At 68.4% G+C, this 24,440-nt stretch carries 25 protein-coding genes; 9 read left to right on the top strand and 16 right to left on the bottom strand.

Features of this window, described 5'->3' with window-relative positions; all coding sequences use genetic code 11:
• Window positions 1–6: 6 nt before the first annotated feature.
• Complete coding sequence (locus CCN51_RS02490; protein ID WP_014179003.1) at window positions 7–1,383, top strand: aminotransferase-like domain-containing protein; 1,377 nt, start codon at window positions 7–9, stop codon at window positions 1,381–1,383.
• Window positions 1,384–1,468: 85 nt separating this feature from the next.
• On the opposite strand, the gene CCN51_RS02495 is transcribed toward CCN51_RS02490, so the two are convergent.
• Window positions 1,469–2,200, bottom strand: coding sequence for a ferritin-like domain-containing protein (locus CCN51_RS02495; RefSeq protein ID WP_086859215.1), 732 nt, complete (start codon window positions 2,198–2,200; stop codon window positions 1,469–1,471).
• 371 nt (window positions 2,201–2,571) lie between these two features.
• Between CCN51_RS02495 and CCN51_RS02500 the strand changes: the two genes are divergently transcribed.
• The 5 genes from CCN51_RS02500 (at window position 2,572) to CCN51_RS02520 (ending at window position 9,161) form a co-directional block, all read left to right on the top strand.
• A complete protein-coding gene (locus CCN51_RS02500) occupies window positions 2,572–3,603 on the top strand; it encodes a LacI family DNA-binding transcriptional regulator (protein WP_014179001.1) in 1,032 nt (343 codons plus the stop codon).
• A gap of 96 nt (window positions 3,604–3,699) precedes the next feature.
• Complete coding sequence (locus CCN51_RS02505) at window positions 3,700–5,892, top strand: beta-galactosidase (protein WP_014179000.1); 2,193 nt, start codon at window positions 3,700–3,702, stop codon at window positions 5,890–5,892.
• Window positions 5,889–7,247, top strand: a complete 1,359-nt coding sequence (locus CCN51_RS02510; RefSeq protein WP_014178999.1) for an ABC transporter substrate-binding protein — start codon at window positions 5,889–5,891, stop codon at window positions 7,245–7,247. The genes CCN51_RS02505 and CCN51_RS02510 overlap by 4 nt, the downstream gene beginning before the upstream one ends.
• A 64-nt stretch (window positions 7,248–7,311) precedes the next feature.
• Complete coding sequence (locus CCN51_RS02515; protein WP_014178998.1) at window positions 7,312–8,265, top strand: carbohydrate ABC transporter permease; 954 nt, start codon at window positions 7,312–7,314, stop codon at window positions 8,263–8,265.
• The gene (locus tag CCN51_RS02520) at window positions 8,262–9,161 is read left to right on the top strand and encodes a carbohydrate ABC transporter permease (protein WP_043487450.1); all 900 of its coding nucleotides are present in this window, start codon (window positions 8,262–8,264) and stop codon (window positions 9,159–9,161) included. Before CCN51_RS02515 ends, CCN51_RS02520 begins: the two co-directional genes overlap by 4 nt.
• A 162-nt stretch (window positions 9,162–9,323) precedes the next feature.
• Here CCN51_RS02520 and CCN51_RS02525 read toward each other — a convergent pair whose 3' ends face one another.
• From CCN51_RS02525 to CCN51_RS02545, 5 genes are all read right to left on the bottom strand, one after another.
• The gene (locus CCN51_RS02525; protein ID WP_319637647.1) at window positions 9,324–9,644 is read right to left on the bottom strand and encodes a DUF2079 domain-containing protein; all 321 of its coding nucleotides are present in this window, start codon (window positions 9,642–9,644) and stop codon (window positions 9,324–9,326) included.
• Between the two features lie 252 nt (window positions 9,645–9,896).
• Complete coding sequence (locus CCN51_RS02530) at window positions 9,897–10,118, bottom strand: hypothetical protein (RefSeq protein ID WP_014178995.1); 222 nt, start codon at window positions 10,116–10,118, stop codon at window positions 9,897–9,899.
• Between the two features lie 41 nt (window positions 10,119–10,159).
• Window positions 10,160–10,882, bottom strand: coding sequence for a ferritin-like domain-containing protein (locus CCN51_RS02535; protein WP_014178994.1), 723 nt, complete (start codon window positions 10,880–10,882; stop codon window positions 10,160–10,162).
• A gap of 195 nt (window positions 10,883–11,077) precedes the next feature.
• Complete coding sequence (locus tag CCN51_RS02540) at window positions 11,078–11,374, bottom strand: GYD domain-containing protein (RefSeq protein ID WP_014178993.1); 297 nt, start codon at window positions 11,372–11,374, stop codon at window positions 11,078–11,080.
• A 223-nt stretch (window positions 11,375–11,597) separates the two neighbouring features.
• Window positions 11,598–13,088: an FG-GAP-like repeat-containing protein gene (locus CCN51_RS02545; protein WP_014178992.1), complete on the bottom strand. Its 1,491-nt coding sequence runs from the start codon at window positions 13,086–13,088 to the stop codon at window positions 11,598–11,600.
• A 355-nt stretch (window positions 13,089–13,443) separates the two neighbouring features.
• Here CCN51_RS02545 and CCN51_RS02550 point away from each other — a divergent pair, with 355 nt between their 5' ends.
• A complete protein-coding gene (locus CCN51_RS02550) occupies window positions 13,444–14,574 on the top strand; it encodes an FAD-dependent oxidoreductase (protein ID WP_014178991.1) in 1,131 nt (376 codons plus the stop codon).
• Window positions 14,575–14,687: 113 nt separating this feature from the next.
• On the opposite strand, the gene CCN51_RS02555 is transcribed toward CCN51_RS02550, so the two are convergent.
• The 6 genes from CCN51_RS02555 to CCN51_RS02580 form a co-directional block, all read right to left on the bottom strand.
• Window positions 14,688–15,479, bottom strand: coding sequence for an ABC transporter permease (locus CCN51_RS02555; protein ID WP_014178990.1), 792 nt, complete (start codon window positions 15,477–15,479; stop codon window positions 14,688–14,690).
• Complete coding sequence (locus CCN51_RS02560) at window positions 15,476–16,465, bottom strand: daunorubicin resistance protein DrrA family ABC transporter ATP-binding protein (RefSeq protein ID WP_014178989.1); 990 nt, start codon at window positions 16,463–16,465, stop codon at window positions 15,476–15,478. The genes CCN51_RS02555 and CCN51_RS02560 overlap by 4 nt, the downstream gene beginning before the upstream one ends.
• Before the next feature lie 482 nt (window positions 16,466–16,947).
• Window positions 16,948–17,376 carry an SHOCT-like domain-containing protein gene (locus CCN51_RS02565; RefSeq protein WP_014178988.1) on the bottom strand — a complete coding sequence of 143 codons (429 nt, stop codon included), beginning with the start codon at window positions 17,374–17,376 and terminating at the stop codon, window positions 16,948–16,950.
• Window positions 17,377–17,407: 31 nt separating this feature from the next.
• Window positions 17,408–17,668, bottom strand: coding sequence for a hypothetical protein (locus tag CCN51_RS02570; RefSeq protein WP_014178987.1), 261 nt, complete (start codon window positions 17,666–17,668; stop codon window positions 17,408–17,410).
• The gene (locus CCN51_RS02575) at window positions 17,665–18,027 is read right to left on the bottom strand and encodes a DUF2089 domain-containing protein (protein WP_014178986.1); all 363 of its coding nucleotides are present in this window, start codon (window positions 18,025–18,027) and stop codon (window positions 17,665–17,667) included. The genes CCN51_RS02570 and CCN51_RS02575 overlap by 4 nt, the downstream gene beginning before the upstream one ends.
• A 218-nt stretch (window positions 18,028–18,245) precedes the next feature.
• Complete coding sequence (locus CCN51_RS02580) at window positions 18,246–18,617, bottom strand: hypothetical protein (protein WP_143675709.1); 372 nt, start codon at window positions 18,615–18,617, stop codon at window positions 18,246–18,248.
• Between the two features lie 251 nt (window positions 18,618–18,868).
• Here CCN51_RS02580 and CCN51_RS02585 point away from each other — a divergent pair, with 251 nt between their 5' ends.
• Window positions 18,869–19,354, top strand: a complete 486-nt coding sequence (locus CCN51_RS02585) for an SRPBCC domain-containing protein (RefSeq protein ID WP_014178984.1) — start codon at window positions 18,869–18,871, stop codon at window positions 19,352–19,354.
• A 31-nt stretch (window positions 19,355–19,385) separates the two neighbouring features.
• On the opposite strand, the gene CCN51_RS02590 is transcribed toward CCN51_RS02585, so the two are convergent.
• From CCN51_RS02590 to CCN51_RS02600, 3 genes are all read right to left on the bottom strand, one after another.
• Entirely contained in the window at window positions 19,386–20,417 is a 1,032-nt protein-coding gene (locus tag CCN51_RS02590) for an aldo/keto reductase (RefSeq protein WP_014178983.1), read from the bottom strand.
• Window positions 20,417–21,313 carry an alpha/beta hydrolase gene (locus tag CCN51_RS02595; protein WP_014178982.1) on the bottom strand — a complete coding sequence of 299 codons (897 nt, stop codon included), beginning with the start codon at window positions 21,311–21,313 and terminating at the stop codon, window positions 20,417–20,419. The genes CCN51_RS02590 and CCN51_RS02595 overlap by 1 nt, the downstream gene beginning before the upstream one ends.
• A gap of 104 nt (window positions 21,314–21,417) precedes the next feature.
• On the bottom strand, window positions 21,418–22,263 hold the full coding sequence (locus CCN51_RS02600) for a helix-turn-helix domain-containing protein (protein ID WP_143675710.1): 846 nt from the start codon (window positions 22,261–22,263) through the stop codon (window positions 21,418–21,420).
• 31 nt (window positions 22,264–22,294) lie between these two features.
• On the opposite strand from CCN51_RS02600, the gene CCN51_RS02605 reads away from it, so the two are divergent.
• A complete protein-coding gene (locus tag CCN51_RS02605) occupies window positions 22,295–22,510 on the top strand; it encodes a cold-shock protein (protein WP_014178980.1) in 216 nt (71 codons plus the stop codon).
• A 40-nt stretch (window positions 22,511–22,550) separates the two neighbouring features.
• Here CCN51_RS02605 and CCN51_RS02610 read toward each other — a convergent pair.
• On the bottom strand, window positions 22,551–24,440 hold a 1,890-nt coding region (locus CCN51_RS02610), incomplete at its 5' end, for a hypothetical protein (RefSeq protein WP_211303201.1).

Below are 24,440 nucleotides of genomic sequence, written 5' to 3' on the forward strand. Positions count from 1 at the left end.
GTCGGGATGCTCCGTACGGAGATCGCCCGCCTCACCCCCGGTGACCGGCTGCCCAGCAGCCGGGAGTTGACGGCACGTCACGGTGTCAGCCCGGTCACGGTGTCGAGGGCGTTCGCCCAACTATCGGCCGAGGGCGAGGTGGTCACCCGCCCGGGCAGCGGCACCTACGTCGCCCCGCGCCGCACCCGCTCGGCCGCCGATGCGCCGGACACCTCCTGGCAGGCAGTGGCACTCGCCGGACATGCCTTCGATCCGGGCGCCGCGGACGGCCTTTCGGATGCGCCGCCCCCGGGCGTGATCGCCATGGCAGGCGGCTATCTGCACCCATCGCTCCGGCCGGAACGGGCGTTGAGCGCGGCGCTGGCCCGCGCGGCCCGCCGTCCCGGCGCCTGGGACCGGGCACCCGCCGCGGGCCTCGCGCCGCTGCGCGCGGTCTTCGCCCAAGCGGCGGGAAGCGCAGTCGGCCCGGAGGATGTGCTGGTCACCAGCGGCGGCCAGGGCGCACTGTCGATGCTGTTCCGGGCGCTGGCCGCACCGGGCAGCCCGGTACTGGTGGAGTCGCCGACGTACCCGGGCGCGCTGGCCGCCGCCCGCGCGGCGGGGCTGCGCCCGGTGGCCGTACCGATGGACGGCGACGGTGTCCGCCCCGACCTGCTGGCCGATGCCTTCGCCGTGACCGGTGCCCGGCTGCTGTACTGCCAGCCCACCTTTCACAATCCGACCGGCACCGTGCTCGCGCCCGCGCGACGCCGCCAGGTCGTGGACGTGGCCCGCGCCGCCGGGGCGTTCCTCCTCGAGGACGACTTCGCCCGCCACCTCGGCCATGGCGGCCGGGTGCCTCTCCCCCTGGTCGCGGACGACCGCGACGGCACAGTGGTCCAGCTGACCTCGCTGACCAAGCCGGCCTCGCCGAGCCTGCGCATCGGGGCGGTGATCGCCCGTGGACCGGTGATGCGAAGGCTGCAGGGGATGCGCCGGGTGGACGACTTCTTCGTCGCCAGACCGCTGCAGGAGGCGGCCTTGGAGCTGGTGAGCACTCCCGCGTGGGACCGGCATCTGCGCACCCTTTCCGCGCGCCTGAGAGAGCGTTGTGCAGCACTGGCCGCAACCATGGCGCGCGAACTGCCCGACTGGACGCCGGCCCGGATCCCGGAGGGTGGCCTGCATCTGTGGGTCCAGCTCCCGCCCGGCCTTGAGGACTCCGCCACCGCGGACGCGGCACGGGCCCATGGTGTGGCAGTCAACGCGGGCGTCCGCTACTTCCCGGCCGAGCAACCAGGCGCCTGCCTGAGGCTCGGTTTCGCGGCCTCGGAAGACCTCGCCGACCTCGCCGAGGGCGTCCGCCGCCTCGGTGAGGCGGCACGAGCGTGCGCTACGGCATGAGGCGCGGGCACACACTGTGTCCACGGAGCGGTGCCGCACCGCCCTCGCATGCCATTCCTACGCCGAAGCGGTGGGCTGTCTGTTGTCAGCCCGCGCTCGTCCATGCGTCTGAGCGGGGCGACAGCACCGCGGAGACGACCTCGCCGGACGAGGCCGCGACATCGGCCACGAATCGCAGGCGCCCGATGTCGAGTCGTCGCAGCGCAGGACCGTGGTCGAGGGCGACGATGAGGGAGACCGCGAGGAGAAGAAGCTGCCATAGGGCCATCACCGGGCGGCGCATCGCGCGGGGCAGCTCCGCCAGGGAGGTGTGCAGTCGCTCGCAATGGAACGGAACGTGGCGCTGCTCGTCGGACAGGATCCGCCCCGCCACATCCGAAGTGAGCGAGTCGTCGGTGCCGTCGCGCAGGGCCCGGTAAAAGCGCAGTGCCACCACTTCAGCGATCATCAGCACCAGCAGTTCCATGCGCAGGCCCATGAGCCGCCGCAGCCGGACGAAGACCGTGTCGCTCCAGTGGCCTGTCAACGTCGGTGCACCCCCTGCGGCCAACAGCCGAGCGAGGAGACGGGCGTGGTTCTGCTCCTCGGCGACAAAGAGCCGGACTGCCCGCGCGTAGTCACCGTCGCCCGCCTCATCGGCCTTGCCCACGAGGCCGGCGCCGTCACCGTCCTCGCCGACCTGGAAGCGCTGGATGCTGGCCCACACCACCGGATGCAACGTCGCGCCTTGCTCCCAGTCCGGGTCACCCTGGACGCGCCTGCGCTCGCGCTCGTCCTCGAACCGCCTTGCCCACTTGGCGAAGCCGCCCGTATGCACCCCGTCTCCGCGCACCCACACCCCACCGGGCACCGCCGTACATGTCCGCGTCGGTACGAGCCTTGCTTTCATGGAGGCGCTGCTGGTGGCGACCGCAGAGCACAGGCTCGGGAGCAAGCAGCGACCTCTGATGGCATGACGGTGCACGTCGTCGCCTTCCCCGGATTCACCGCCCGACAGTGCTTTGGCGACGGTCCGGGCGTCGGCGGCCGCGGCGGACGACGTCGTCGGTGTTGGCGCGTAGACGACCGGCCCGGGTGCGCTCCTCCGGCGGTTTTCCCGTGCAGAGGTCTTGCACGGTAAGCGTTGTTAACGTTAACGTCCGCTGCAACACCCCGGAAACAAAGGGAGTGATCTCCACGTGATGTCCTGTGACGCCGTCCGCTGACCGGCCCGTGCGCCCTCCGGTCCTCGGCGACGTGGCGCGACTGGCGCAGGTCTCCGTGATGACCGTGTCGCGGGTGCTCAACGAGAGCCCCGGAGTCAAGGCCAGCACCCGTGCCCGGGTCCTGGCGGCAGTGGCGGAGTTGGGCTACCGGCCCAACAGCGCCGCGCGGACGCTGGTGACCGGCATGTCACGCGTACTCGGTGTGGTGGCCTTCGACACCAGGCTGTACGGACCCGCGACCACGCTGTTCGGCATCGAGCAGGCGGCCCGCGACGCCGACTACACCGTGCGGGTCACCACACTGGAGTCCACCGGCCAGAACTCGGGTGGAGAGGTGATGCGCAGCCTGATGTCGGAGTCGCTCGCCGGCGTCATCCTGTCCGCACCGCACGACTGGGCGGCGGAAGCGCTGCGGCATCTGAGCAGAAACACGCCCGTGGTCGTCGTGGACGTCGACGTCGAGCAGGACTCCGCCCCGGTGGTCGGCATCGCCCAGCATGCGGGCGCCCGTCAGGCCACGGAGCACCTCTTGTCTCTCGGCCACAAGACGGTCTGGCACGTCTCGGGACCGGTGACCTGGCCCTCGGCGAGGGCCCGCGAAGCCGCCTGGCACACGACGCTCACCGAGGCCGGACGGATGGCGCCGCCGCCGCTGCGCGGGGACTGGACCGCGCGATCGGGTTACGAGCAGGGCAAACGGCTCGTCCGGCGCAAGAACGTCACCGCCGTCTTCGCCGCCAACGACCAGATGGCCCTCGGAGTGCTCCTCGCCCTCCGGGAGGCCGGCCTCGACGTGCCGGGCGATGTGAGCCTGGTCGGCTTCGACGACATCCCCGAAGCCGCCTACTTCTGGCCGCCGCTCACCACAGTGCGCCAGGACTTCGACGAGGCGGGACGGCTCGCCCTCGATCTGCTCATGGACCAGATCGAGGGCACGGGAGCCCGGGACAGGCTGACCGTGGTCCAGCCCAAACTGGTCGTACGCGGCAGCACGGGTCCAGCGGCCCGGAACTGACACAAGGGAACCGATCTCATGAACGCGAACGCCGACGCGTCGCAGTTTCAAGCCATGAATGTTAACGTTACCAACTCCATTACGTCCGACGGTCGAATGCCCGTCAACTCGGCTGCGGATTTGGTCAACTCGGACCGTAAACGGGTCCTGTTCGGCGCCGCCTACTACGCCGAGTATCAGCCCTACGAGCGGCTGACCGCCGACCTGGACCTCATGGCGCAGGCCGGGTTTTCGGTGATCCGTGTCGGCGAGTCGGTCTGGTCGACCTGGGAACCCGAAGACGGGCACTTCGCGCTCGACTGGCTCCAACCGGTCCTGGACGAGGCTCACGCCAGGGACATCTCGGTCATCATCGGCACGCCGACGTACGCCGTCCCGCCGTGGCTGCGCCACAAGTACCCGGAGACGACTGCGCACAGAAGACCGGGACTGCCCATCCCGTACGGCGGGCGCCAGGACGTGGACTTCACCCACCCGGCCTTCCGATATCTCGCGGAACGGGTCATCCGCAAGATCGTCCGGCGCTACACAGGCCACCCGGCCGTCATCGGCTGGCAGGTCGACAACGAACCCGGCATCGAGTTGCTGCACAACCCCGCCGTGTTCCAGGGCTTCGTCGACCACCTGCGTACGGCGTACCGCGACGTGGACACCCTCAACGACCGCTGGGGGCTGACCTACTGGTCCCACCGGATCAGCGACTGGTCGCAACTGTGGACACCGGACGGCAACACCACGCCGTCCTACGACCTGGCGTGGCGCCGCTACCAGGCCCGGCTCACCACCGAGTTCATCGGCTGGCAGGCCGAAATCGTACGCGAACTCGCTGTCCCCGGGCAGTTCGTCACGACCTGCATGGACATGGGACGCAAGGCCCTCGACGAAGTGGCGCTCGGACAGCGGCTGGACGTGACCGCCACCAATATCTACTTCCCCATGCAGGAGGGACTACGGCACCCGTCACCCGTTGAAACGCCGGCGGCCGGCCGCCCGTGGTGGCTGCCCTGGTCCGGCGCGTGGGGGCTGTACCTCAAGGCCGACCTGTCGTACGGGATCCGCCGCGAGCCCTTCCTCGTCACCGAGACGCACGCCCAGTCCATCGGCGAGTCCCATGTCAACTACCCGGCGTACGACGGTCAGTGGCGCCAGGCCGTTTGGGCGATGGTCGCCCGGGGCGCCGCCGCGATCGAGTACTGGCACTGGCACACCCTGCATTTCGGCATGGAGACGTACTGGGGCGGAGTTCTTGGGCACAGCCTGGAACCGGGCCGCTGTTACGACGAGTTGAGCCGAACCGGTGAGGAGTTGCGACAGGCCGGGGGCGTGCTCGCCGGTCTGGAGCCCGAGGCCGAGGTAGCGATCCTTTACTCGCTGGAGAGCAAGTGGGCGCTGGAGTTCCAGCCGCCCATCGCTGCGGGGACCGGCGGGGACCCGGACCGGAGGGCGTACGACCGCGTCGTCGCGACCCTCCATCGCGGCCTGTTCGACGCCGGCCTCCAGGCCGCCGTACTGAGCCCGGAGCAGTTGGGGACGGACGCCGAGGCGCTCGCCGCCCGCTGGCCGGTGCTGGTGGTGCCCGCCCTGTATGTGGCGAGCGACGAACTCCTGCAGCTCCTCGAACGGTACGCGCATCACGGCGGCCACCTACTGCTCACCTTCCGCTCCGGTTACGCGGACGAGGACGCCAGGCCACGCCCTCAGGTCATGCCCGGAATCCTGCGGGAGGCCGTCGGGGCGCACTACCTGGAGTACAGCAACCTCGCCGAGCCGGTGCCCGTACGGGGGCTGGACGGCCACGCGACGGCTTGGGCTGACGCTCTCGTACCGGACACCGCCACGCCACTGGCGTGGTACGAGCACAAGCACGTGGGCCGCTGGCCCGCCGTCGTGACCAACGAGCACGGTGCCGGCCGCGTCACCTACACCGGCACGCTGCCCGATGCGGCCATGGCGCGGGACCTCGCCCGCTGGGTGGCGGAGACCACCCTGCCCGACGACCCGTGGAGCACCACGCCCGCCTGCGTCACCGTGACCGGGGCTCGCGCGGCCGACGGACGCCGCCTGCGGTTCGTCAGCAATTGGTCGTGGGAGACGGCATCCGCACGCCTGCCCGTGCCCGTCATGGATCTCCTTTCCGGCGAAGCGCTCGATGCCGGATCGGAACTATCGCTCGGACCGTGGGATGTCCGGGTGCTCATCGAGCGGACCACCGAGCAGGCAGAAAGTGCCCGGAACACCGAGTCCGCCAAGAACACGGCGAACAGCGACAGACAGGAGAAGATACGATGAAATCTCCGAACACGGGCAGGCGTTCGCGCCTGTTCACCACAGCCGTCGGCGGGCTCGCCCTGCTCGTGCTCACGGCCTGCTCCGGCGGCTCGTCGAACGGGGCGGGTGGTGGCACCACCAAATCCGTCGACATGGCCGCCGAACTGAAGAAGCCGGCCACGATCGAGTTCTGGAGCTGGCTGGACGGTATCGAGGACGAGGTCAAGCTCTTCGAGAAGAAGTACCCCAACATCAAGGTCAAGGTGGTCAACGCCGGCCAGCCCTCAGCCGAGTACCCCAAACTCCGCACCGCACTGAAGGCGGGCAGCGGGGCCCCCGACGTGGTCCAGCTGGAGACGCACGAGGTCCCCTCCTTCACCATCACCAAGAGCCTGCTCGACCTGGCCCCGTACGGAGCCGACAAGATCAGGAGCAAGTTCCCGGGATGGACGTGGGACCAGGTCTCACAGGGCTCCTCGGTCTACGCCATCCCGCAGGACAGCGGCCCCATGGGGATGCTCTACCGCAAGGACATCTTCGACAAGTACCACATCAAAGTACCGACGACCTGGGCGGAGTTCGCGACCGCGGCCGAGAAGCTCCACAAGGCCGACCCGAAGGCGTACCTGACCAACATTCCCCCGACCAACGGCACGGTCTACACCGGACTGCTGTGGCAGGCGGGATCACGGCCGTTCAAGAGCACCACGGCCACGAATCTCCGGGTCGGCATCGATGATTCGGCTGCCCGGAAGGTGAGCGACTACTGGAGCGGTCTGATCGAGTCGGGGAACGTCTCGACCGACCCGGACTTCAACGACCAGTGGTACCGCGGTCTGGCGAGCGGCAAATACGCCACATGGCTCACCGCCGCCTGGGGCCCGATGTTCCTCCAGGGAACCGCCAAGAAGACAGCGGGCAAATGGCGCGTCGCGCCCCTTCCCCAATGGAACGCCAAAGAGCCGGCATCGGGGAACATGGGCGGGTCCACCAGTGCGGTCATCCGCACCAGCAAGCACCCCGCCGCCGCGGCGGCCCTCGCTCAGTTCCTGAACAGCGATCCCGCGTCGACGAAGATGCTGGCCTCCAAACAGTCCCTCTTCCCGGCCACGACGGCGCAGCTCAACGACCCGAAGTTCCTGGACCAGTCGCTGCCCTTCTTCGGCGGACAGAAGGTGAACCGGGTCTTCTCCGACATCGCCAAAACGGTCAAGACGGACTTCACCTGGAGCCCCTTCCAGGATTACGTCTTCAACACCTTCAACGAGACCGTCGGCAAGGCGATGACCCGCAGGCAGAACCTCACCGCCGCGCTCACCCAGTGGCAGGACTCGGTCACCGGATACGCCAAGAAGCAGGGCTTCACCGTCAGCTGACCGGAGCACACCCGACCCCCGTGGACCACCACCGGTGTCCACGGGGGTGGAGGAAAGAAACGACATGAGCCGAACCGTCACACCGGCGCCCGCACGCCCCGTCCCGCCGCCGGTCATCCGCACCACCCGCCGCCCGTGGCGGCGCTCCACCCGCGAGGCGCTGACCGCGTACGCGTTCGCCGCCCCCTTCGTGATCCTCTTCGTAGCCCTGCTCGTGATCCCCCTCGGCTACGCCGGCTATCTTAGCCTGTACCGGGAGCAGTTGGTCGGCGGCAAGGTCTTCGCCGGCCTCGCCAACTACCGGCAGGCACTGGATGATCCCCTCTTCCGGGACAGCGTGCTGCGGATGGCGCGGTTCCTTGTCATCCAGGTGCCCGTCATGCTCGGCGCCGCCCTGTTCTTCGCCCTCGCCCTGGACAGCGGCCGACTGCGCTTCCCGCGTCTCATCCGGCTGGGCATCTTCATCCCGTACGCGATCCCCAGCGTCATCGCCGCGCTGATGTGGGGCTATCTGTACGGTCCGGACTTCGGCCCGTTCGCCCAACTGGCTCGGGGTGTCGGCCTGGACGCCCCCGGGTTCCTCACCCCTGACTGGATACTCGCCTCCCTCGCCAACATCGTGACCTGGGAGTTCATCGGCTACAACATGATCATCCTGTTCGCCGCGCTCCAGTCGATCCCGCCGACCCTGTACGAGGCCGCGGCCATGGACGGCGCCGGAGCCTGGCGCATCGCCTGGCACATCAAGATCCCCGCCATCCGGCAGGCGCTCATGCTGAGCGTCATCTTCTCGGTGATCGGCACCTTCCAGCTGTTCAACGAGCCCAAGCTGCTGGCCGGGATCGCGCCGGACGCCATCAGCGCCTCGTACACGCCGAACATGTACGCCTACACGCTCGCCTTCACCAACCAGGAAGTGAACTACGCCTCGGCCGTCTCCTTCCTGCTCGGTGTGGTGATCGTGGTCGTCTCCTACGCCGTGCAACTCGCGTCCCATCGGAGGGCCCGCCGGTCATGACCAGCCACACCACTTCAACCGCGGCTGCTTCCCTCGGGTCTTCCCGTCAGCCCGGCCGACGCAGCAACGTGCTCACCCTGCTGATGCTGGCGTTCCTGATCTATTTCCTGCTGCCGCTGTTCTGGCTCATCGTCTCGGCCACCAAGGACAACGGCTCACTGTTCTCCACATTCGGCCTGTGGTTCGGCGGCGGCTTCGATTTCTTCCAGAACCTGCATGACGTGTTCACCCACGACGGCGGAATCTACGGCCGGTGGCTACTCAACACCGCCCTCTACGCCGTGGTCAGCTCGGTCGGGGCGGCCTTTCTGGCTACCCTGGGTGGATACGCTTTCGCCAAGTTCCGCTTCCCGGGCCGCAATCTGCTCTTCTCCATCGTGCTGGGCTCGATCATGGTGCCCAGCACCGTGCTGACGCTTCCGACGTACCTTCTGTTCAGTAAGATCGGGCTGGTCAACACGCCGCTCGCGGTGATCGTGCCGATGCTGATGAGCCCCTTCGGGCTCTACCTGATGCGGGTGTACGCCGAGGACGCTGTCCCCGACAGCCTCATCGACGCCGCACGGATGGACGGAGCCGGCGCGATCCGCATCTTCTGGCAAGTGGGCTTCCGTCTTCTCCTGCCGGGATTCGTCACCGTCCTGCTCTTCCAGCTCGTCGCCAGCTGGAACAACTTCTTCCTGCCCCTGATCATGCTCAACAACCCGAAGCTGTATCCCATGACCATCGGCCTGGCCCAGTGGCAGGCCCAGGCAGGGGGAGTGGGCGGCGCCCAACCCCTGTTCTCGATCGTCATCACCGGATCACTCGTCTCGATCCTCCCGCTCGTCGCGGCCTTTCTCCTGCTCCAGCGCTACTGGCAGGGTGGCCTTTCCACAGGCTCCGTCAAGGACTGACAGTGATGATTGCTGTGGCTCCGCTCATTGCTTCCGGGACCTCCTCAAGAACGGCTTGCCCAGTCCGTCGTTCACTCTGTGCTCGTGTGTCCGAGCAGCGGCGCCCCCGACCAACGAGCACGACTCCGCCCCAGCCGAGGCAGGCCGCTTCCTACTGTCTGCCTACCGCTTGAGGAGCACGTATCCGTCTTCGTTCGCCACCGTCCGATTACCGTGCGCGCGGGACTCGGCGATGAGGGTGCCCTGCTGAGTGCCGGTGATCGGCCAGCCATACGGCTGGGCCACGTCAATGACGATCCACTGGGGGTTCGGACGGCTGCCCTCGGCGCCGAAGACGGTCACGCTCGTCCGTGACGTGAGCTGAGGAGCAAACCGGTTGGACGCGGCGACGGTGGCGCTGTCGGGTATGCGGTCCATGAGTCTGCGAGCGGTGGCCAGCCTGGAAGGGGTGTGCCACGTCGCCGGCTGGGTCAACTGCCACAAGGGGTGCTGAAGCAGCAGCGGATGCGAAACGCCACAGCAGGGTGGGGGCGGCGGCCCACAGCAGCGGGGAGCGCACGGCGACGAAGCCGCCGATGGCCGGCAGAGCGAGCAGCCTCTGCGCCTTGGTGTCAGGAGTGAGCAGCCCGAGCGTGTTCTCGTGCAGCAGGTACGCGCCCCCGCTCCCCGAGCGGTACGAGCCCGGCAGGCTCTAGGAGCAGGCGAACCGACCGGCGGGGTTGAAGGCCGGTATCACTACCAGCGTCTCGACGGCCGTACCCAGCAGTCCGGCTGCGACGGTGAGGAGCCCGGTGCGGCGATCACCAGGTCCTGAACGGAGCCGCCGGCGGCCAGGCCGGCGCGGGGAACGCGCTTGTCACTGCCCTGGTAGCCGACCCAGAAGGCGGTCGGGACCTCCGCGGGCGCGGCTGCGTCGGCGGCGCCCAGCGCGGGGACAGTCTCCGGGGTGTGCGGCACGTGGTAGTCGGTGTAGTGCTTTGAGCTTGTCGCCCCGTATCTCAGGGAAATGCATCTGGGCGGGGCGACAGCACCGCGGAGACGACCTCGCCGGACGAGGCCGCGACATCGGCCACGAATCGCAGGCGCCCGATGTCGAGTCGTCGCAGCGCCGGACCGTGGTCGAGGGCGACGATGAGGGAGACCGCGAGCAGAAGAAGCTGCCATAGGGCCATCACCGGGCGGCGCATCGCGCGGGGCAGCTCCGCCAGGGAGGTATGCAGTCGCTCGCAATGGAACGGAACGTGGCGCTGCTCGTCGGACAGGATCCACCCCGCCACATCCGAAGTGAGCGAGTCGTCGGTGCCGTCGCGCAAGGCCCGGTAATAGCGCAGTGCCACCACTTCAGCGATCATCAGCACCAGCAGTTCCATGCGCAGGCCCATGAGACGCCGCAGCCGGACGAAGACCGTGTCGCTCCAGTGGCCTGTCAACGTCGGTGCACCCCCTGCGGCCAACAGCCGAGCGAGGAGACGGGCGTGGTTCTGCTCCTCAGCGACAAAGAGCCGGACTGCCCGCGCGTAGTCACCGTCGCCCGCCTCATCGGCCTTGCCCACGAGGACGGCGCCGTCACCATCCTCGCCGACCTGGAAGCGCTGGATGCTGGCCCACACCGCCGGATGCAACGTCGCGCCTTGCTCCCAGTCCGGGTCACCCTGGACGCGCCTGCGCTCACGCTCGTCCTCGAACCGCCTTGCCCACTTGGCGAAGCCGCCCGTATGCACCCGGTCTCCCCTCCCCGGGGCACGGCCACCGTGCCCCGGAGAGGGACGACGCTGACGAACAGCAAACCGTTCCCCTGCTGCCGGGCGGCCACATCAGCGCCAGCCACGATCTACGGCGCAAAAAGTGTGTCGCACACTGAGCCGGGTCGTGGCGAAGAGCCGCCTGAGCAGTGATCGTCAGGTCAGCCAGCCGCCCTAGCCAGCCGTCTTGGCGACGATGCGCTCCATCTCCTCCTGGCCGAAGGCCCGCAGAGTCGTGGAACGGACGTTGCCCACCCCACCCAGTTGCAGGAGTACTGCCGTGGCCGTTTCGTCGTCAGGCGCCTCGATGATGGCCACGAGATCGTATGGACCGACGGTCCAGTAGAGGCTCAGGAGCTTCGCCCCGAGCTTGTGCACCGCTGACCCGAAGGTCTCGGCGCGCTTTGCAGTGTCCTTGTAGTTTCGGACCCCTTGATCAGTCCAGCTCAGCAAGGCGATGTACGTCGGCATGTTCTTTCACCTTCACGAGGAGACACATCCCGAGGTCAAGCCTGGACACCTGGACTGGGACCCGCACGAGGTGCGCGCCCGAACGAGCGATACGCGAGGGTGGCGCGGAGCCTGAGCCGTGGCCCCTGGCGGGAAGCCAGGGGCCACGTGAGTAAGGCCGGCCGTACGGGCCGTGCCGTCAGTCCGCCCGGCCGGTCAGCGCAGGCCGGTCGGCACAGGCCGGTCAGCGCAGGCTGGTCCCGAACTGCGCCTTCGTGGCCGGCGCGGACAGGTCGTCGGGGCCGAAGGCGAGGGCGGAGTTCGTGGTCAGACCGGTGGACGTGCCACGGAGCAGCCAGACCGCGCCGTTGTCGCCGTTCTCGGCGATGGAGGCGACGGCGATGTCGCGGTGGCCGTCTCCGTTGACGTCGAGGAGCGCGGTGGTGGCGCCGAACTCGTCGCCCGACTCGGCCACGCCAGGCACCTCGGGGCTGTTCTGGTTGAAGACCTGGCTGCCGGTACCGGTGAAGCCGGAGGCGCTGCCGGGGACCAGGGCGAACGAACCGGCGTCGGTGAGGCCGCTGAAGTCCTCGCCGGGGATGCCGAGGGCGATGTCGGCGTAGCCGTCGCCGTTCACGTCGTCCACGGAGACCGCCGCGCCGAGGCCGTCGCCCTCCTCCTCCGCGCCGTAGAGGCCGGGCAGGCTCTGGTCGAACGACTTCGTGTTCGCGTCGGACAGGCCGGAGGCCGAGCCGTAGGCGACGCGGACCTTGCTGTCCCAGCCGTCGCCGCCGACCACCACGTCGTCGAAGCCGTCACCGTTCACGTCGCCCACGCCGGTGCCCGAGACGTTGCCCGTGGTGTTGTCGCCGGGGGCCGAGGACCTGGTGAAGCCCGACGCGCCTCCGAACAGCAGCCGGTTGCCCCAGGTTCCGTCACCGGTGTAGTGCCACTGGACGATGTCGTCCTTGCCGTCACCGTTGATGTCGCCGACGTGGCCGTTGACGATGGGCCCGGTGATCGAGTCACCGTCCTCCTCGCAGCCGCCGCCCGTGGCGCAGGAGGCGTCGTCCTCGTCGTAGCCCCACCACTCGGACTTGTCGAGGATGTTGAGCACGGCGGCGGGTGTGCCGGTCCGGGAGATCGGGCCCTTCCACAGGGCGGCCTTGGCGCTCTGCGGGTCGTCACCCGCGACGGTGCTGTGGGCGAACAGCGCGAGGTCGGTCTTGCCGTCCCCGTCGAAGTCACCGGCCTGCGGGGCCTGCCCGTACCCGGCGAGGTTGGTGCCGCCGGTGAGCCCGGAGGCGGAGCCCCACAGCACGACGGAGCCCCCGGCGCCGCCCGCGATCACGAGGTCGCCGTAGCCGTCGCCGTCCAGGTCGCCCTTGGTGAAGGTCAGCCCGAAGCGCTCGCCCGCGGTCGCGGAGCCGGGAATCCCGCTGGTCGACCGGCTCACGATCTTCTTGTTGGCGGTGGACAGTCCGCTCGCCGAGCCGTACGTGATGGCCACGTAGCCGGCCTTCGCCTTGTCGGACACCGTGGCGTTCGGCGCCCCGATGACGAGGTCGGCGTAGCCGTCGCCGTTGAAGTCGTCCTGGACCTCCACCGACGCGGGGGCGGCCTGGGCCGAAGCTCCGGTGAGGGCCCAGGCGCTGAGCCCTCCGGCGAGCAGCACCGCGGTGGCCAGGGGCGCGCCCAGCCGTGCGGTACGGATCCTGCGTCCTGCTCGGGACATACAACTGCCTCTCAACGTGGTCGAGTTCAACACGGCACGCGCCGCGCGCCGCGCCCCCACACAGTCCGACGCGGACGGCAGGTCTCCGGTTGTACGCCTGAATGTCATTGTTGTGTAACCAGCCGCACGCCCGATCCCGGCGCCCGCCGGCCGCGGGTCGTAGCGGTCGAGAGGGAGGTCCGCGACGGCTGGCTGAACCAGATGGCCGACACCGAACGCCTGCTGACGGCCTGCGCGTGTCGGTGACACATCGGGGGCCGTCGGCCGGGTGTCGGCAGCTCGTCGGCGGGGTCCGGCACCTTTCCGGAGAGGGCCGGCCGGAACTCACCGGGCGGCCCGATCCCGAGGAGTCATCATGCGCACACCAGTCACGATCATCGGCGCCGGACTCGGCGGCCTCACGCTGGCCCGCGTCCTGCACGTCCACGGCATCCCGGCCACGGTCTACGAGGCCGAGACCTCCCCGTCGGCGCGCGCGCAGGGCGGGATGCTCGACATCCACGACTACAACGGTCAGCTCGCCCTCGAGGCGGCCGGCCTGATGGACGAGTTCCGCTCCATCATCCTGGAGGGCCGCCAGGCGATGCGGGTCATCGACCGGGACGGGACCGTCGTGTTCGAGGAGGCCGACGACGGCACGGGCGGCCGCCCCGAGGTGCAGCGTGGCGAGCTGCGACGGATACTGCTCGACTCGCTTCCGGCCGGCACCGTCCGATGGGGGCACAAGGTGAGCGGCACCCGTGCCCTCGGCGATGGCCGCTACGAGGTCACGTTCGCCGACGGCACCACCACCGTCACCGGCCTGCTGGTCGGTGCGGACGGCGCGTGGTCACGGGTGCGGCCGCTGCTCTCCACCGCCACACCCGAGTACACCGGTACGTCGTGCGTCGAGACCTATCTGTACGAGGCCGACACCCGGCACCCCGCCGCCGCGAAAACGGTCGGCGGCGGGTCGATGATGGCGCCCTCGCCGGGCAGGGAGATCTTCGCCCACCGGGAGAGCGGCGACACGCTGCACATCTACGTGATGCTCAGCAGGCCGCAGGACTGGTTCGCCGCCGTCGACTTCACCGATGCCGCCGCGGTGACCACGCGCATCGCGGCCGAGTTCGACGGCTGGGCACCGGAACTCACCTCGCTGATCACCGACGGCGACACCGCGCCGGTTCTGCGCTCCTTCCACGCCCTGCCGGCCGAGCTCAGGTGGGACCGGGTGCCGGGGGTGACCCTGCTCGGCGACGCCGCCCACCTCCAGGCCCCGAACGGCGAAGGCGCCAACCTGGCCATGCTCGACGGCGCCGAACTCGGCAAGGCCCTCGCCGCGCACCCCGACGACACTGAGGCCGCGCTCACCGAGTACGAGCAGGCCATGTTCCCCCGCAGCGCCGAGGTCGCCACCTTTGAAGGTGCCGAGATGCAGGGGATCGACTCCGACAACAACACAGCCCACGGCCTGCTCAACATGATGGCCGAGAAGGGCCGATAAGCCGCGCAAGCCCCGGGCGGCGTACGCCGACGCGGTGTCGGAGTACGCCGCCCTGAAGTGGGAGCTGAAGTGGGAGCTGAAGTGGGACGAGCTGCTGACCGGTCCCTCTCCCGCTACTTCGGGTCGCGGTTGAACAGCGACATGGACCAGAAGTAGCCGAGCACGGTCAGCCCCACACACCAGGCGACGGCCAGCCATCCGTTGTGGCCGATCTCGGTGCCCAGCAGCAGCCCGCGCAGGGTCTCGATGGCGGGGGTGAACGGCTGGTACTCGGCGATCGGCTGGAACCAGCCCGGCATCGTGTCGGCCGGGATGAAGGCGCTGGAGATGAGCGGCAGGAGGATCAGCGGCATGGCCGCGTTGCCGGCCGCCTCAGGGTTCGGGCTGGCCATGCCCATCCCGACCGCGATCCAGGTGAGCGCCAGGGCGAACAGCGCGAGCAGCCCGAACGCCGCCAGCCACTCCAGGACGGTGGCGTCCGTGGACCGGAAGCCGATGGCCACGCCGACGGCACCGACGAGGACCACGCTGGCAATCGACTGCAGCACGCTGCCGACGACGTGCCCGATGATCACAGAGCCGCGGTAGACCGCCATCGTACGGAAGCGGGCGATGAGGCCCTCGGTCATGTCCATGGAGATGTACACCGCGGCCCCGATCACGGTGCTGCCGATGGTCATCATCAGGATGCCCGGGACGATATAGGCGATGTACTCGGAGCGGTCCGCGCCGCCGCCACCGATGCCCGCGCTCATCACGTCGCCGAAGATGTAGACGAAGAGCAGCAGCATCATGATCGGCGTGAGCAGCAGGTTCAGGGTTCCGGACGGGTAGCGCCACGCGTGCAGCAGATTGCGGCGCAGCATCGTGTTCGAGTCGCGGACGGCGAGGGAGAGGGCGCTCATCGGGCAGTCTCCTTGGGCTGGTTGGGGACGCCGGCCGGGCCGGTCAGGGCGAAGAACACGTCGTCGAGGTCTGGGGTGTGCACGGTCAGCTCGTCCGCCTCGACGCCGGCGGAGTCCAGCCAGTCGAGGATGGAGCGCAGCTCGCGCTGGCTGCCGTCGCTGGGGATCTGCAGGGACAGGGCTTCGTCGTCGCGGTTGGCCTCGCGCAGTGTGGTGGCGGCGTTCTGGTACGCGGCCGGGTCGGTGAAGCGGAGCCGGATATGTCCGCCAGGGATGAGCCGCTTCAGCTCCTCGGCGGTGCCCTCGGCGGCGATCTTGCCGTCGTTCAGCACGGCGATACGGTCGGCGAGTTCGTCGGCTTCCTCCAGGTGCTGGGTGGTGAGGAAGACGGTGACACCGCCGGAGACGAGCTCGCGGATGATGCCCCACATGTTGTGCCGGGAGCGCGGGTCGAGGCCGGTGGTCGGTTCGTCGAGGAAGATGATCCGCGGGTTGCCCACCAGCGTCATGGCGATGTCCAGCCGACGCTTCATACCGCCGGAGTAGGTGGAGGCGGGCTTCTTCGCGACCTCGGTGAGGTCGAACCGCTCCAGCAACTCGGCGGTGACCTGCCGCCCCTCGCGTTTGGAGAGGTGGTGCAGGTCGGCCATGAGGAGCATGTTCTCCTCGCCGGTGATCAGCCCGTCGACGGCGGAGAACTGCCCGGTCACCCCGATCGCGGCCCGTACCCCGTCCGGTGAGGTGGCGACGTCATGGCCGGCGACCTGGGACTGCCCGCCGTCGGCGGAGATGAGCGTGGACAGGATCTTCACGGCGGTGGTCTTGCCGGCGCCGTTCGGTCCGAGCAGTGCGAACACCGAGCCGGCCGGGATGTGGAGATCGATGCCGTCGAGGACGGTCTTGTCGCCATACGACTTGCGCAGACCGACAGTGGAGATGGCGGCCGACGGCGGCTGCGTACCGCCGCCGCGCCTGGATGTGGGCATGACAGATGAAGGCATGGAGCCCTCCCGTTCGAAACCTGAAGTGGCTTATGCAGTAAGTGAGTTAGGACCCGTTCTTCCGGGGTCAGCCCTGGGCGCGGCGGATATCGATGCTGCCGTGTCGGATGCGGGCGTGGACTTCGACGGTGTCCTCGGTCTTGGGTGGGGGTCTCCGACGCGGTGAGCGCGTTGCGCACCTGCCCCAAGCGCGAGTTGACGTCGAGCCATACGGCGGCGCTCGCAGAGATGCCGAGATCCAGATCACCGAACGCGGTGCCGAGAACGACCGAACCGCGGGATCCAGATCGAGAAACTGGCGGCCTTGGTGTGACCGCAGGCCGTAGCCGTGTCCGCTATATCGTCGGCGGATTGCCCGGCGCCCGCCGCGACGGGTTGAGCGCCCGCGGCCGTCAACCGGCCGGACGGCCGCGCGACCCCGTGGTCCGGGCGGGCGTCAGGGACCGTGGTCCGGGGCCATGGCGGTGTTACTCGCAGAACACCTGCATCTGGGAGTCGGGGTCGTCGATATCGATGGTCACCTCGTCGAGCTGCTCGACGAGGTCCTCAAGGTGCTGCGGCCTGAGCTCAGTGAGGTCGATCGGCACCCCTGACTTGTCCAGCTGCTGGTTGATTTTGGTGAGCGCCTGCGGGGGGATGAGGCTCGTGAGCCGGACCCCGGCGCGCAGCAGCTGCAGCGGGACCCGGATGTTGAGCCGGGTGGGCCCGTCGCCGTAGGTCTCGGACGAGTTCATCACCACGCGCAGGTACTTGGGCCGGGGTTTCGGGCGGGATACGGCCCCCGGCGGCGACTCGGGCTGTTGTCGTTCCAGGGCGTCGATCAGCCGCTCAGCCTCGTCCGCGGTGATCTTGCCGTCGGCCAGCATCTCCAGGATCTGGCGGCGCTGCTCGTTCATCGTTGCTCCTTACTCCTCTGACCCCTTTGACTCATCTGACGCTTATCAGTAAGGCCGTTCGGCCCTCCTCAAACTCGAACCGCGTGCCGGGCAGCGCCCACAGCAGCCGCCCCGCACCGCGCAACGCGCCCACCGGGCTCACCCGGGTGGCGAGGCATGCGATCACTCCGCCCAGCACGGCGAGCAGCAGCAGCGGCGACAGCACCAGCAGTACCGGCACGACAGGGACGTACAGCCGCCGGCGGCGACCGCTGGAACGGCGATAGCGCACCGTCACCAACTGCGGGATCACCGGGTCCGCTCCAGCTCGGCCAGCGCCTCCTGGGCGCTGATCTCCCCCCGCTGCAGGCGGTCAATGACATCGGCGCTGCTGGGTGCCGGGTTGGTGTCGACGAAGTCGAGGTGCTCGGCGATCCGTTTCAGCCGGGACTTGATCGTCGGGTAGCTCACCCCGAAGATCCGCTCCATCTCCTTGATCGAACCGTGCGACCGTACGAACGCGGCAATGAACACCTGGTCGTCGATGCTGAGCTGAGCCAGCTGCGGCGGCTCGAACTGCCCCTCGACCACGACGCCGCTGTCGGCGAGGCGGACCCGTTCGACCACGAACGGCTGTCCGCGCGTCAGGTCCGTCAGCTCCTGCCAGTCCACCCTCGGCTCCCTACCCTCGGTGACGCGCCTACCATTCATTTGTACCTTGAGTTTTTTAAGTTCGCAACGCGAGAACCTTAACTTTTTCAATCTCGCCTTCGATGGGCGGAGCCGTCGACCCCACCAAAGGGAGCAATCCACGCATAAAGCGCACACCAAGCACAGCAAGGCGCTGCGACCGACGACTCATGTCGGTCGCAGCGCCGTCCCGTCACCGATCACGCGGGGCGCGGCACCTCGAAAAGGTCGAGATTCTCGATCACCACATCAGCGGCGTCCTCCTCCCCCACGCTCAGCAGCCAGTCCACGAACCGCCAGCCGTGCTCCTCCATGGGGCTCCGCTCAAACGTGGGCGCTGTGGGCCCGAAGTTCCGCTTCAGCCAGGTGAGGTACGCGTGGCGGGTGTCGAGGTACGTCTGGCGGGTGGGAGCGGGGCCGTCGAACTCTTCGTCGAGGAGATCCCAGAACAGATCCCGCAGATTGTGCGCGACGACGTAGAGATCCCCCTCGTCACCGAGGAAGAGGACGGGCAGCGTGGCGAGGTCCGCCCGGCCGTCGGACCGCCACAGCGCGTAAAGGGAACCGGACATGGTGGCTTGGGCGAAGGGAATTACTCGGTCATCGAACTCCGAGTTCTCCGAATCCAGCCAGAACCCTTCGCCGTACTCTCGCAGTTCGAAACCTGGTGAGTAGAAGTCCGTGCACTCATCATCAAACTCTTTGAGCAGATTCAGTTCAGGTATCGGTGAGTACGTATCGCCCACGGGGCCGCCTCGGGAAGAGATCAGACAGACGAGGCCCGACCCTACTTACCGCTCCTGGTCGACGCTATGTTGGCGTCATGTACTCCACGCGGGTCTCCCTACATGTGAATGCCTCGCGTTCGGCCGTCTACCGGGCGCTTATGGACGCGGACGCCCTCGCGAAATGGCGGGTGCCGACCGGTATGAGCAGCCATGTGCACACATTCGACGCCCGCGAAGGCGGGGCGTTCCGTATCTCGCTCACCTACGACGAGCCGGTCGGCACCGGCAAGTCGGCTCCGCACACCGACACGTACCACGGCCACTTCGCGAAGCTCGTACCGGACGAGCAGGTGGTCGAGGTGTTCGAGTTCGAGACCGCGAATACCGCGCTGCGCGCCACGATGACGATGACGACCACACTCACCGACGCGGACGGCGGCGGCACGGATGTCCTCGTCGTACACGAAGGCATTCCGGACGCCGTGCCCGCCGCCGACAATGAGACCGGTACGCGGATGGCGCTGGCCAACCTCGCCCGGCTCGTCGAGACGGCCGATGCGGCAGAGGAGCACGACGGCTGACCGATGCCTCCGGGAATTCACTCCGGCCTTGTCACCTCCACTGGGAACGGCGGCCGTCGACCCGCTTTCCGCTCGGCCCGTACACGAAGTCGGTGGTGGTGTCCAGGATGAATTCCATCGGGAAGCCCAGATCGATGGCGCCGGCCTCGTCCAACCGGGCTACCGCGTCTTCGGGCAGTGCCAGGTCAATCGCGGACAGGTTGTCCGTCAGTTGCGCCAGGTTGCGGGCGCCGAGGATCGGGTGGATCGAGGGGTGGTGCGCCCTGGTCCAGGCGATGGCGACCTGTGACGAAGAGACTCCGAGCTCGTCGGCCACGGCATCGACCGTGCGCGCGATCTCCAGATCGCGCTCCGAGACGGTACCGCGGTCGACCCGGGAGGGCCCGTCGGCGCCGGGGCGGGTGAACTTGCCGGACAGCACGCCGCCGGCCAGTGGCGACCACGCTGCCACGGACAGCTCCAAAGCCTCGGCCATAGGCAGGAGTTCCCGCTCGATGTCGCGCTTCACCAGGCTGTAGGGCAGTTGGAGGCCGGCAAACGGCGTCCAGCCGCGGAATTCGGCGATGGTGTTGGCGCGCGAGATCAGCCAGGCGGGGGCATCGGAGATGCCGACGTACAACACCTTGCCCGCGCGCACGAGATCGTCGAGGGCACGCATGGTCTCCTCGATCGGCGTGTTGGGGTCCCAGATGTGCACCCACAGCAGATCGATGTAGTCGGTGCCCAGCCGCCGCAGGCTGGCCTCCACGGAGCGGGCCAGGTTCTTACGGTGGTTGCCGGCGGCGTTGGGATCGGTTCCGTCCATGGTCAGGGTGTACTTCGTGGACAGCACGAACCGGTCGCGCTCCGCGCCGAGCAGTTCACCGACGATCCGTTCACTGCTGCCCTCGGTGTAGCGGTTGGCGGTGTCGATCACGTTCCCGCCCGCCTCCGCGTACGCGGTGAACATCTTGCGGCACTCCTCGGCGGAGGCCCCCCACCCCCACTCCTCACCGAAGGTCATCGTGCCCAGAAACGCCTCGGAGACCCGCAGCCCGGTGCGGCCCAGCAGTCGGTAGCGCATCACATGCTCCCTTCGAAGAAGGAGACGGCCCGCTCGATGGCCGGCAGTACGTAAGTGTCGTCGTCGTAGAGGTCAATGTGGTTACTGGTGTCCAGCAGCAGCAGTTCCTTCGTCCCGGGCACCGCCGCGAACGCGGCCTCCGCGTCGGCCACGGGGATGGCCTGGTCGCCGCGGCCGTGCACGATCAGCATGGGGGCGGTGACCAGGGGCAGGTAGGAGTCGACGTCCAAGGTCAGCTCCTGCAGCACCGACAGGGCGGTGCAGCGGTTCTCCCACCCCGGGCGGGCGCCCCGCCCCGTCCCGTAGTACTCGAACGGCTCCGGGCCCGGGTTCCCCGCAGGCATGCCCTCGGGGTTGACGGCGGGCCAGTACTCGATCTCGCCGGTGTCCGTCTGCCGCTGCGCTATCTGCGCGAACTGGCTCATCAGCGCGGCGAAGTTCTCGGCGCCGAACCGATCACGGATCAGCTTGGGGTTGTTGTAGGCGGCCGCGACGAGCGCCACGGCCTTGACCCTGGGGTCGAACGCGGCGAGCTGCACCGAATAGATGCCGCCCAGGCACACCCCGCAGGCCGCGATCTTCTCGGGGTCGACCTCCGGGCGCGCGGCCAGGTAGCTGACCGCGTTGCGCAGGTCGGAGACCTTCGCGGTGGCGTCCTCGTGCTGGCGCGGCTCTCCTTCGCTGTCGCCCCAGTTGCGGTGGTCGAAGGCCAGGGCAACGTACCCGCGCTGTGCGAACCGCTCCGCGTAGTAGCCGGTGACCTGGTCTTTCACTCCGGAGAACGGGCCGGTCAGCACCACCGCGCCGCGCACGGCCCCGGGATCGTGCTCGGGCAGATGAAGGTCACCGGCCAGCCGGTATCCATCGCTGAGAAATTCGACCTTCTCGATCGGCATCGCTTATCCCCTTGCGCTTACGTCTTGTCGGCGTCGGGGATGAAGCTATGCGGGGCGTCCGCCCGGTGTATTGCACGTTCTTGCTGCGACCGGATCAGCCCAGCTCAGCCGGACGAGTACGGGTCCCGGCCCCGCCACACAGCGCCGCGAAACGTCGCCTGGTACACGGCGGGGGTCAATCCGTACGCCTGGGCGAACACCCGGGTCAGATGGGGCTGATCGTGGAACCCCGTCTCGAACGCGACCTCGGCGATACCCATGTCGTGCCGCAGCAACTCCCTGGACCGGTCGAGCCTGAGCCGCAGGTGCAGCTTGTGCGGCGGCAGACCGAACCACGCCTTGCAGACATGCGCGAGCCGGTACTTGCTCAGCCCCGCCACCGCGCTCAGTTCGTCCAGCGTCACATTGCGCGCCAGGTTCTCCCGCAGGTACTCGCGCACGATCTCGGGGATACGTCGCCCGACCCTCGGCTCGCCCTCCGCACCGGGCGACTGCCCCGCCAGCATCGAGACGAACTCCAGCACGCCCGTTTCCCGCGCCAGGGCCGAACCCGACGGCCCCGAAGGCCGGTAGAAAGACCCATGGACGGCCCGGAAGCGTTCGGCCAGCCCTGCGTCCGGGATCACCGGATCTCCGAACCTCACCGCCTCCGGCGTGGTGGCCTCGGCGATCAAGGACGGAGACAGACACATGATGAGCCAGTGCGCCGAACCGAGATCGTCCGGCGTCCCGGAATGCGCGTCGTCCGGATGGAGGGCTACCAACTGCCCGGGAGCGGCCCTGAACGTCGTGCCGCGTCTCCGAACGGTGAAGGCGGAGTCGAGCACGAGAACGACCTTGAGCTCTTCGTGCACATTGCCGCTGTAGGACTGCGCCCGCCCGTCCACCACGACGACGTCCGGCACGTCGTCGGACTCCCGTGGAACCCCCGCCTGTTCCGCCTCCGGCATGATCGCCACACTACTTCAGTAAGCTCCGCTCATGGTGACTGCGACAGTGCGTGAGTGGCACGACGAGGAAGGCTGGGGCGTGCTCGACTGCCCGGATACCCCGGGCGGCTGCTGGGGTCATTTCAGCGCCGTCGAGGCGCAGGGGTTCCGTTCCCTGGCGCCAGGGCAGCGGGTGACCCTCGATTGGGAAGCGCCCGGCTTCCAGCAGGACGGGTACGACTACCGGGCGGTCCGCATCGTTCCCTGACCCTGACGCGGTCCGCCCGGGGGCCGCGGGCCGTGCGGACTCACGGTGTCGCCGGTGTGGCTGCTTGGCAGGGCAGGTCGAGTTTGCTCAGGTCGGTCCATTCGTGGGTGCCGGTCGCGTTGGCGATGACCAAGCGGTCGAGGCCGAGTTCGCCGTTCTCCTTACAGAGCCTCTGCCGCGCCTGGGCGTAGTTCTTGTGCCGGAGGATCCGCTCCAGGTCAGCCTTGCTGTAGAAGTACCCGTCACCCACGCTCGGCTCCAGGTTGATCTGGACGACCCGTTCAAAGCGTGGCGGAGCCTTCTCGGGACCCCGCTTCCCCTCCTTGGCCTTTCCCTTCTTGTGCTCACCATTGAGCTGTTCGGCGGCATCGCCCATCCGTGGCCACAGCTTCTTCCAGGACTCTATGGTCTTGACCTGGACGGCACGCTTCATCTCTTGGCCGCCCTGGTTGCTGATGAAGATGTAGTCGGTCTTGTACGTCTTGCCGTCGTCGGCCTTGTAGCCCCCGTCGTACCACACGCGTGCCTTCGGGTCGGTCTTCAACAGGTGCGCGACCTGCTGAAGGACCCGGGCATCGCCGATCTTGTCGGTGGTGGAGAGGTTTTCGGCCAGGTCCTCGGGGTTCTGCAGGCGTCCCGAGGCAGCGATCACCATCAGCAGGGGAAGCTGACCTCGGGAATTGGCGTCACGCAGGGCTTCGACCGCCTTCTCGTTGGTCGCCGTATCGGTGCTGGCCGCGTCCTTCGTCATAAGGTCCAGCAGCTTCGCGACCGTGGGCATCAGCGGGGTGGCGACGAACACGTCGTCCGGCTCCAGGGCCCGTGCGTTCAGGCGCTGGGCCACCTTGGGGTCAGACCCGTACAGAGCCGACGAGTACACCCACGTGTAGTCGGTGTGCCGCACGGTCCTCCCCGTACCCGTCGCCGCGTTGGGACGCGTCCCACTGACCGTCTTGGAATCTCCGGGGGCCAGTGTGCCGAGCGGGTGAGCCCGGTCGGGGATGCCTGGAAAACTCACATGCAGGGTGGCCTCCGCCGGCTCGTCTCCGTCGTTCTTGACCGTGAACGAGTACGAGCAGGGCTTTGTTGTGCACAGGTAGGGATCGTTCGAGGTGGTCGTGAAGACCGGCCCCTGGGAGGTTTTCACCTTCTCAGCGGATGTCAGGGGAGGCACGGCGGTGGAATCCGCTTCGGCTGCGGCTGTACGAACGGTGGCCGCCTCCTTGGCCGTGGCGGGTTCCACTTTCGCGATGAGGTAGGGGTTGTAGGTCCTGTCGATGTCGTCGGACGGTTCACGGTGGACAGCCGAGATCGCTCGGCTGCTCGCCGGCGGTGGCCGCCAGGACGCCGTCTTGATCGGGCGCGCGTCGGCAGGGTTGATCCCGATAGCGAAGAGCGTGTGCGGGGCGTCGTCGGCGAGGGTAACCGTTCGGCCTTGCGCAACGTAGGACGTAGCTCTGCGCCCCTGAACACTCCCAGCGTCTTCCAGGACCACGGAGGGGTCGGAGGTGACCTCGCGTACGACGGAAGCCAGCGACTTCGGATTCAGGGAGCCCGCGTTCACCCCGAAGCTGTCGAGCATGTAGTAGCCGTAGCGCTTCTCCGGCTTGACCCAGTGACCGCTGCTGGTCAGGTCGCCGCCGTAGTGCGGGTTCTGCTGCGCCCAGAAGTCGTTGTCGCCCTTGAGATAGAGCTGGTCACCGGACCACGCCATGGCGGCCCTGCCGGTCACAGGCGCTTTGAGGGTCCCCGTCGCCTTTCCCTCGGAGGTGACGGTCATCTCGGCCCGGGTCACGGGCTTGCCGTCGCCTGGCGCATAGACCGCCGACAGGCGCACACCTGGCAGCTTGTCCAGCGCCCGGGCAGCCGATGCACCCCGGGCCGCCGCAGCGGCAGGAGACCCTCCGCCCGCCCCCGTGGAACTTTCGCC

The sequence above is a fragment of the Streptomyces milbemycinicus genome (assembly GCF_002154605.1).
GTDB lineage: Bacteria > Actinomycetota > Actinomycetes > Streptomycetales > Streptomycetaceae > Streptomyces > Streptomyces milbemycinicus.

Excerpts from the sequence above, each read along its gene's own strand:
- CCN51_RS02520 (WP_043487450.1), top strand. The coding sequence starts at position 8,262 with ATGACCAGCCACACCACTTCAACCGCGGCTGCTTCCCTCGGGTCTTCC.
- CCN51_RS02510 (WP_014178999.1), top strand. The coding sequence starts at position 5,889 with ATGAAATCTCCGAACACGGGCAGGCGTTCGCGCCTGTTCACCACAGCC.
- CCN51_RS02595 (WP_014178982.1), bottom strand. The coding sequence starts at position 21,313 with ATGCCGATCGAGAAGGTCGAATTTCTCAGCGATGGATACCGGCTGGCC.
- CCN51_RS02590 (WP_014178983.1), bottom strand. The coding sequence starts at position 20,417 with ATGCGCTACCGACTGCTGGGCCGCACCGGGCTGCGGGTCTCCGAGGCG.
- CCN51_RS02560 (WP_014178989.1), bottom strand. The coding sequence starts at position 16,465 with ATGCCCACATCCAGGCGCGGCGGCGGTACGCAGCCGCCGTCGGCCGCC.
- CCN51_RS02555 (WP_014178990.1), bottom strand. The coding sequence starts at position 15,479 with ATGAGCGCCCTCTCCCTCGCCGTCCGCGACTCGAACACGATGCTGCGC.
- CCN51_RS02600 (WP_143675710.1), bottom strand. The coding sequence starts at position 22,263 with ATGCCGGAGGCGGAACAGGCGGGGGTTCCACGGGAGTCCGACGACGTG.
- CCN51_RS02585 (WP_014178984.1), top strand. The coding sequence starts at position 18,869 with ATGTACTCCACGCGGGTCTCCCTACATGTGAATGCCTCGCGTTCGGCC.
- CCN51_RS02545 (WP_014178992.1), bottom strand. The coding sequence starts at position 13,088 with ATGTCCCGAGCAGGACGCAGGATCCGTACCGCACGGCTGGGCGCGCCC.
- CCN51_RS02540 (WP_014178993.1), bottom strand. The coding sequence starts at position 11,374 with ATGCCGACGTACATCGCCTTGCTGAGCTGGACTGATCAAGGGGTCCGA.
- CCN51_RS02580 (WP_143675709.1), bottom strand. The coding sequence starts at position 18,617 with ATGTCCGGTTCCCTTTACGCGCTGTGGCGGTCCGACGGCCGGGCGGAC.
- CCN51_RS02605 (WP_014178980.1), top strand. The coding sequence starts at position 22,295 with ATGGTGACTGCGACAGTGCGTGAGTGGCACGACGAGGAAGGCTGGGGC.
- CCN51_RS02505 (WP_014179000.1), top strand. The coding sequence starts at position 3,700 with ATGCCCGTCAACTCGGCTGCGGATTTGGTCAACTCGGACCGTAAACGG.
- CCN51_RS02490 (WP_014179003.1), top strand. The coding sequence starts at position 7 with ATGCTCCGTACGGAGATCGCCCGCCTCACCCCCGGTGACCGGCTGCCC.
- CCN51_RS02515 (WP_014178998.1), top strand. The coding sequence starts at position 7,312 with ATGAGCCGAACCGTCACACCGGCGCCCGCACGCCCCGTCCCGCCGCCG.
- CCN51_RS02550 (WP_014178991.1), top strand. The coding sequence starts at position 13,444 with ATGCGCACACCAGTCACGATCATCGGCGCCGGACTCGGCGGCCTCACG.
- CCN51_RS02565 (WP_014178988.1), bottom strand. The coding sequence starts at position 17,376 with ATGAACGAGCAGCGCCGCCAGATCCTGGAGATGCTGGCCGACGGCAAG.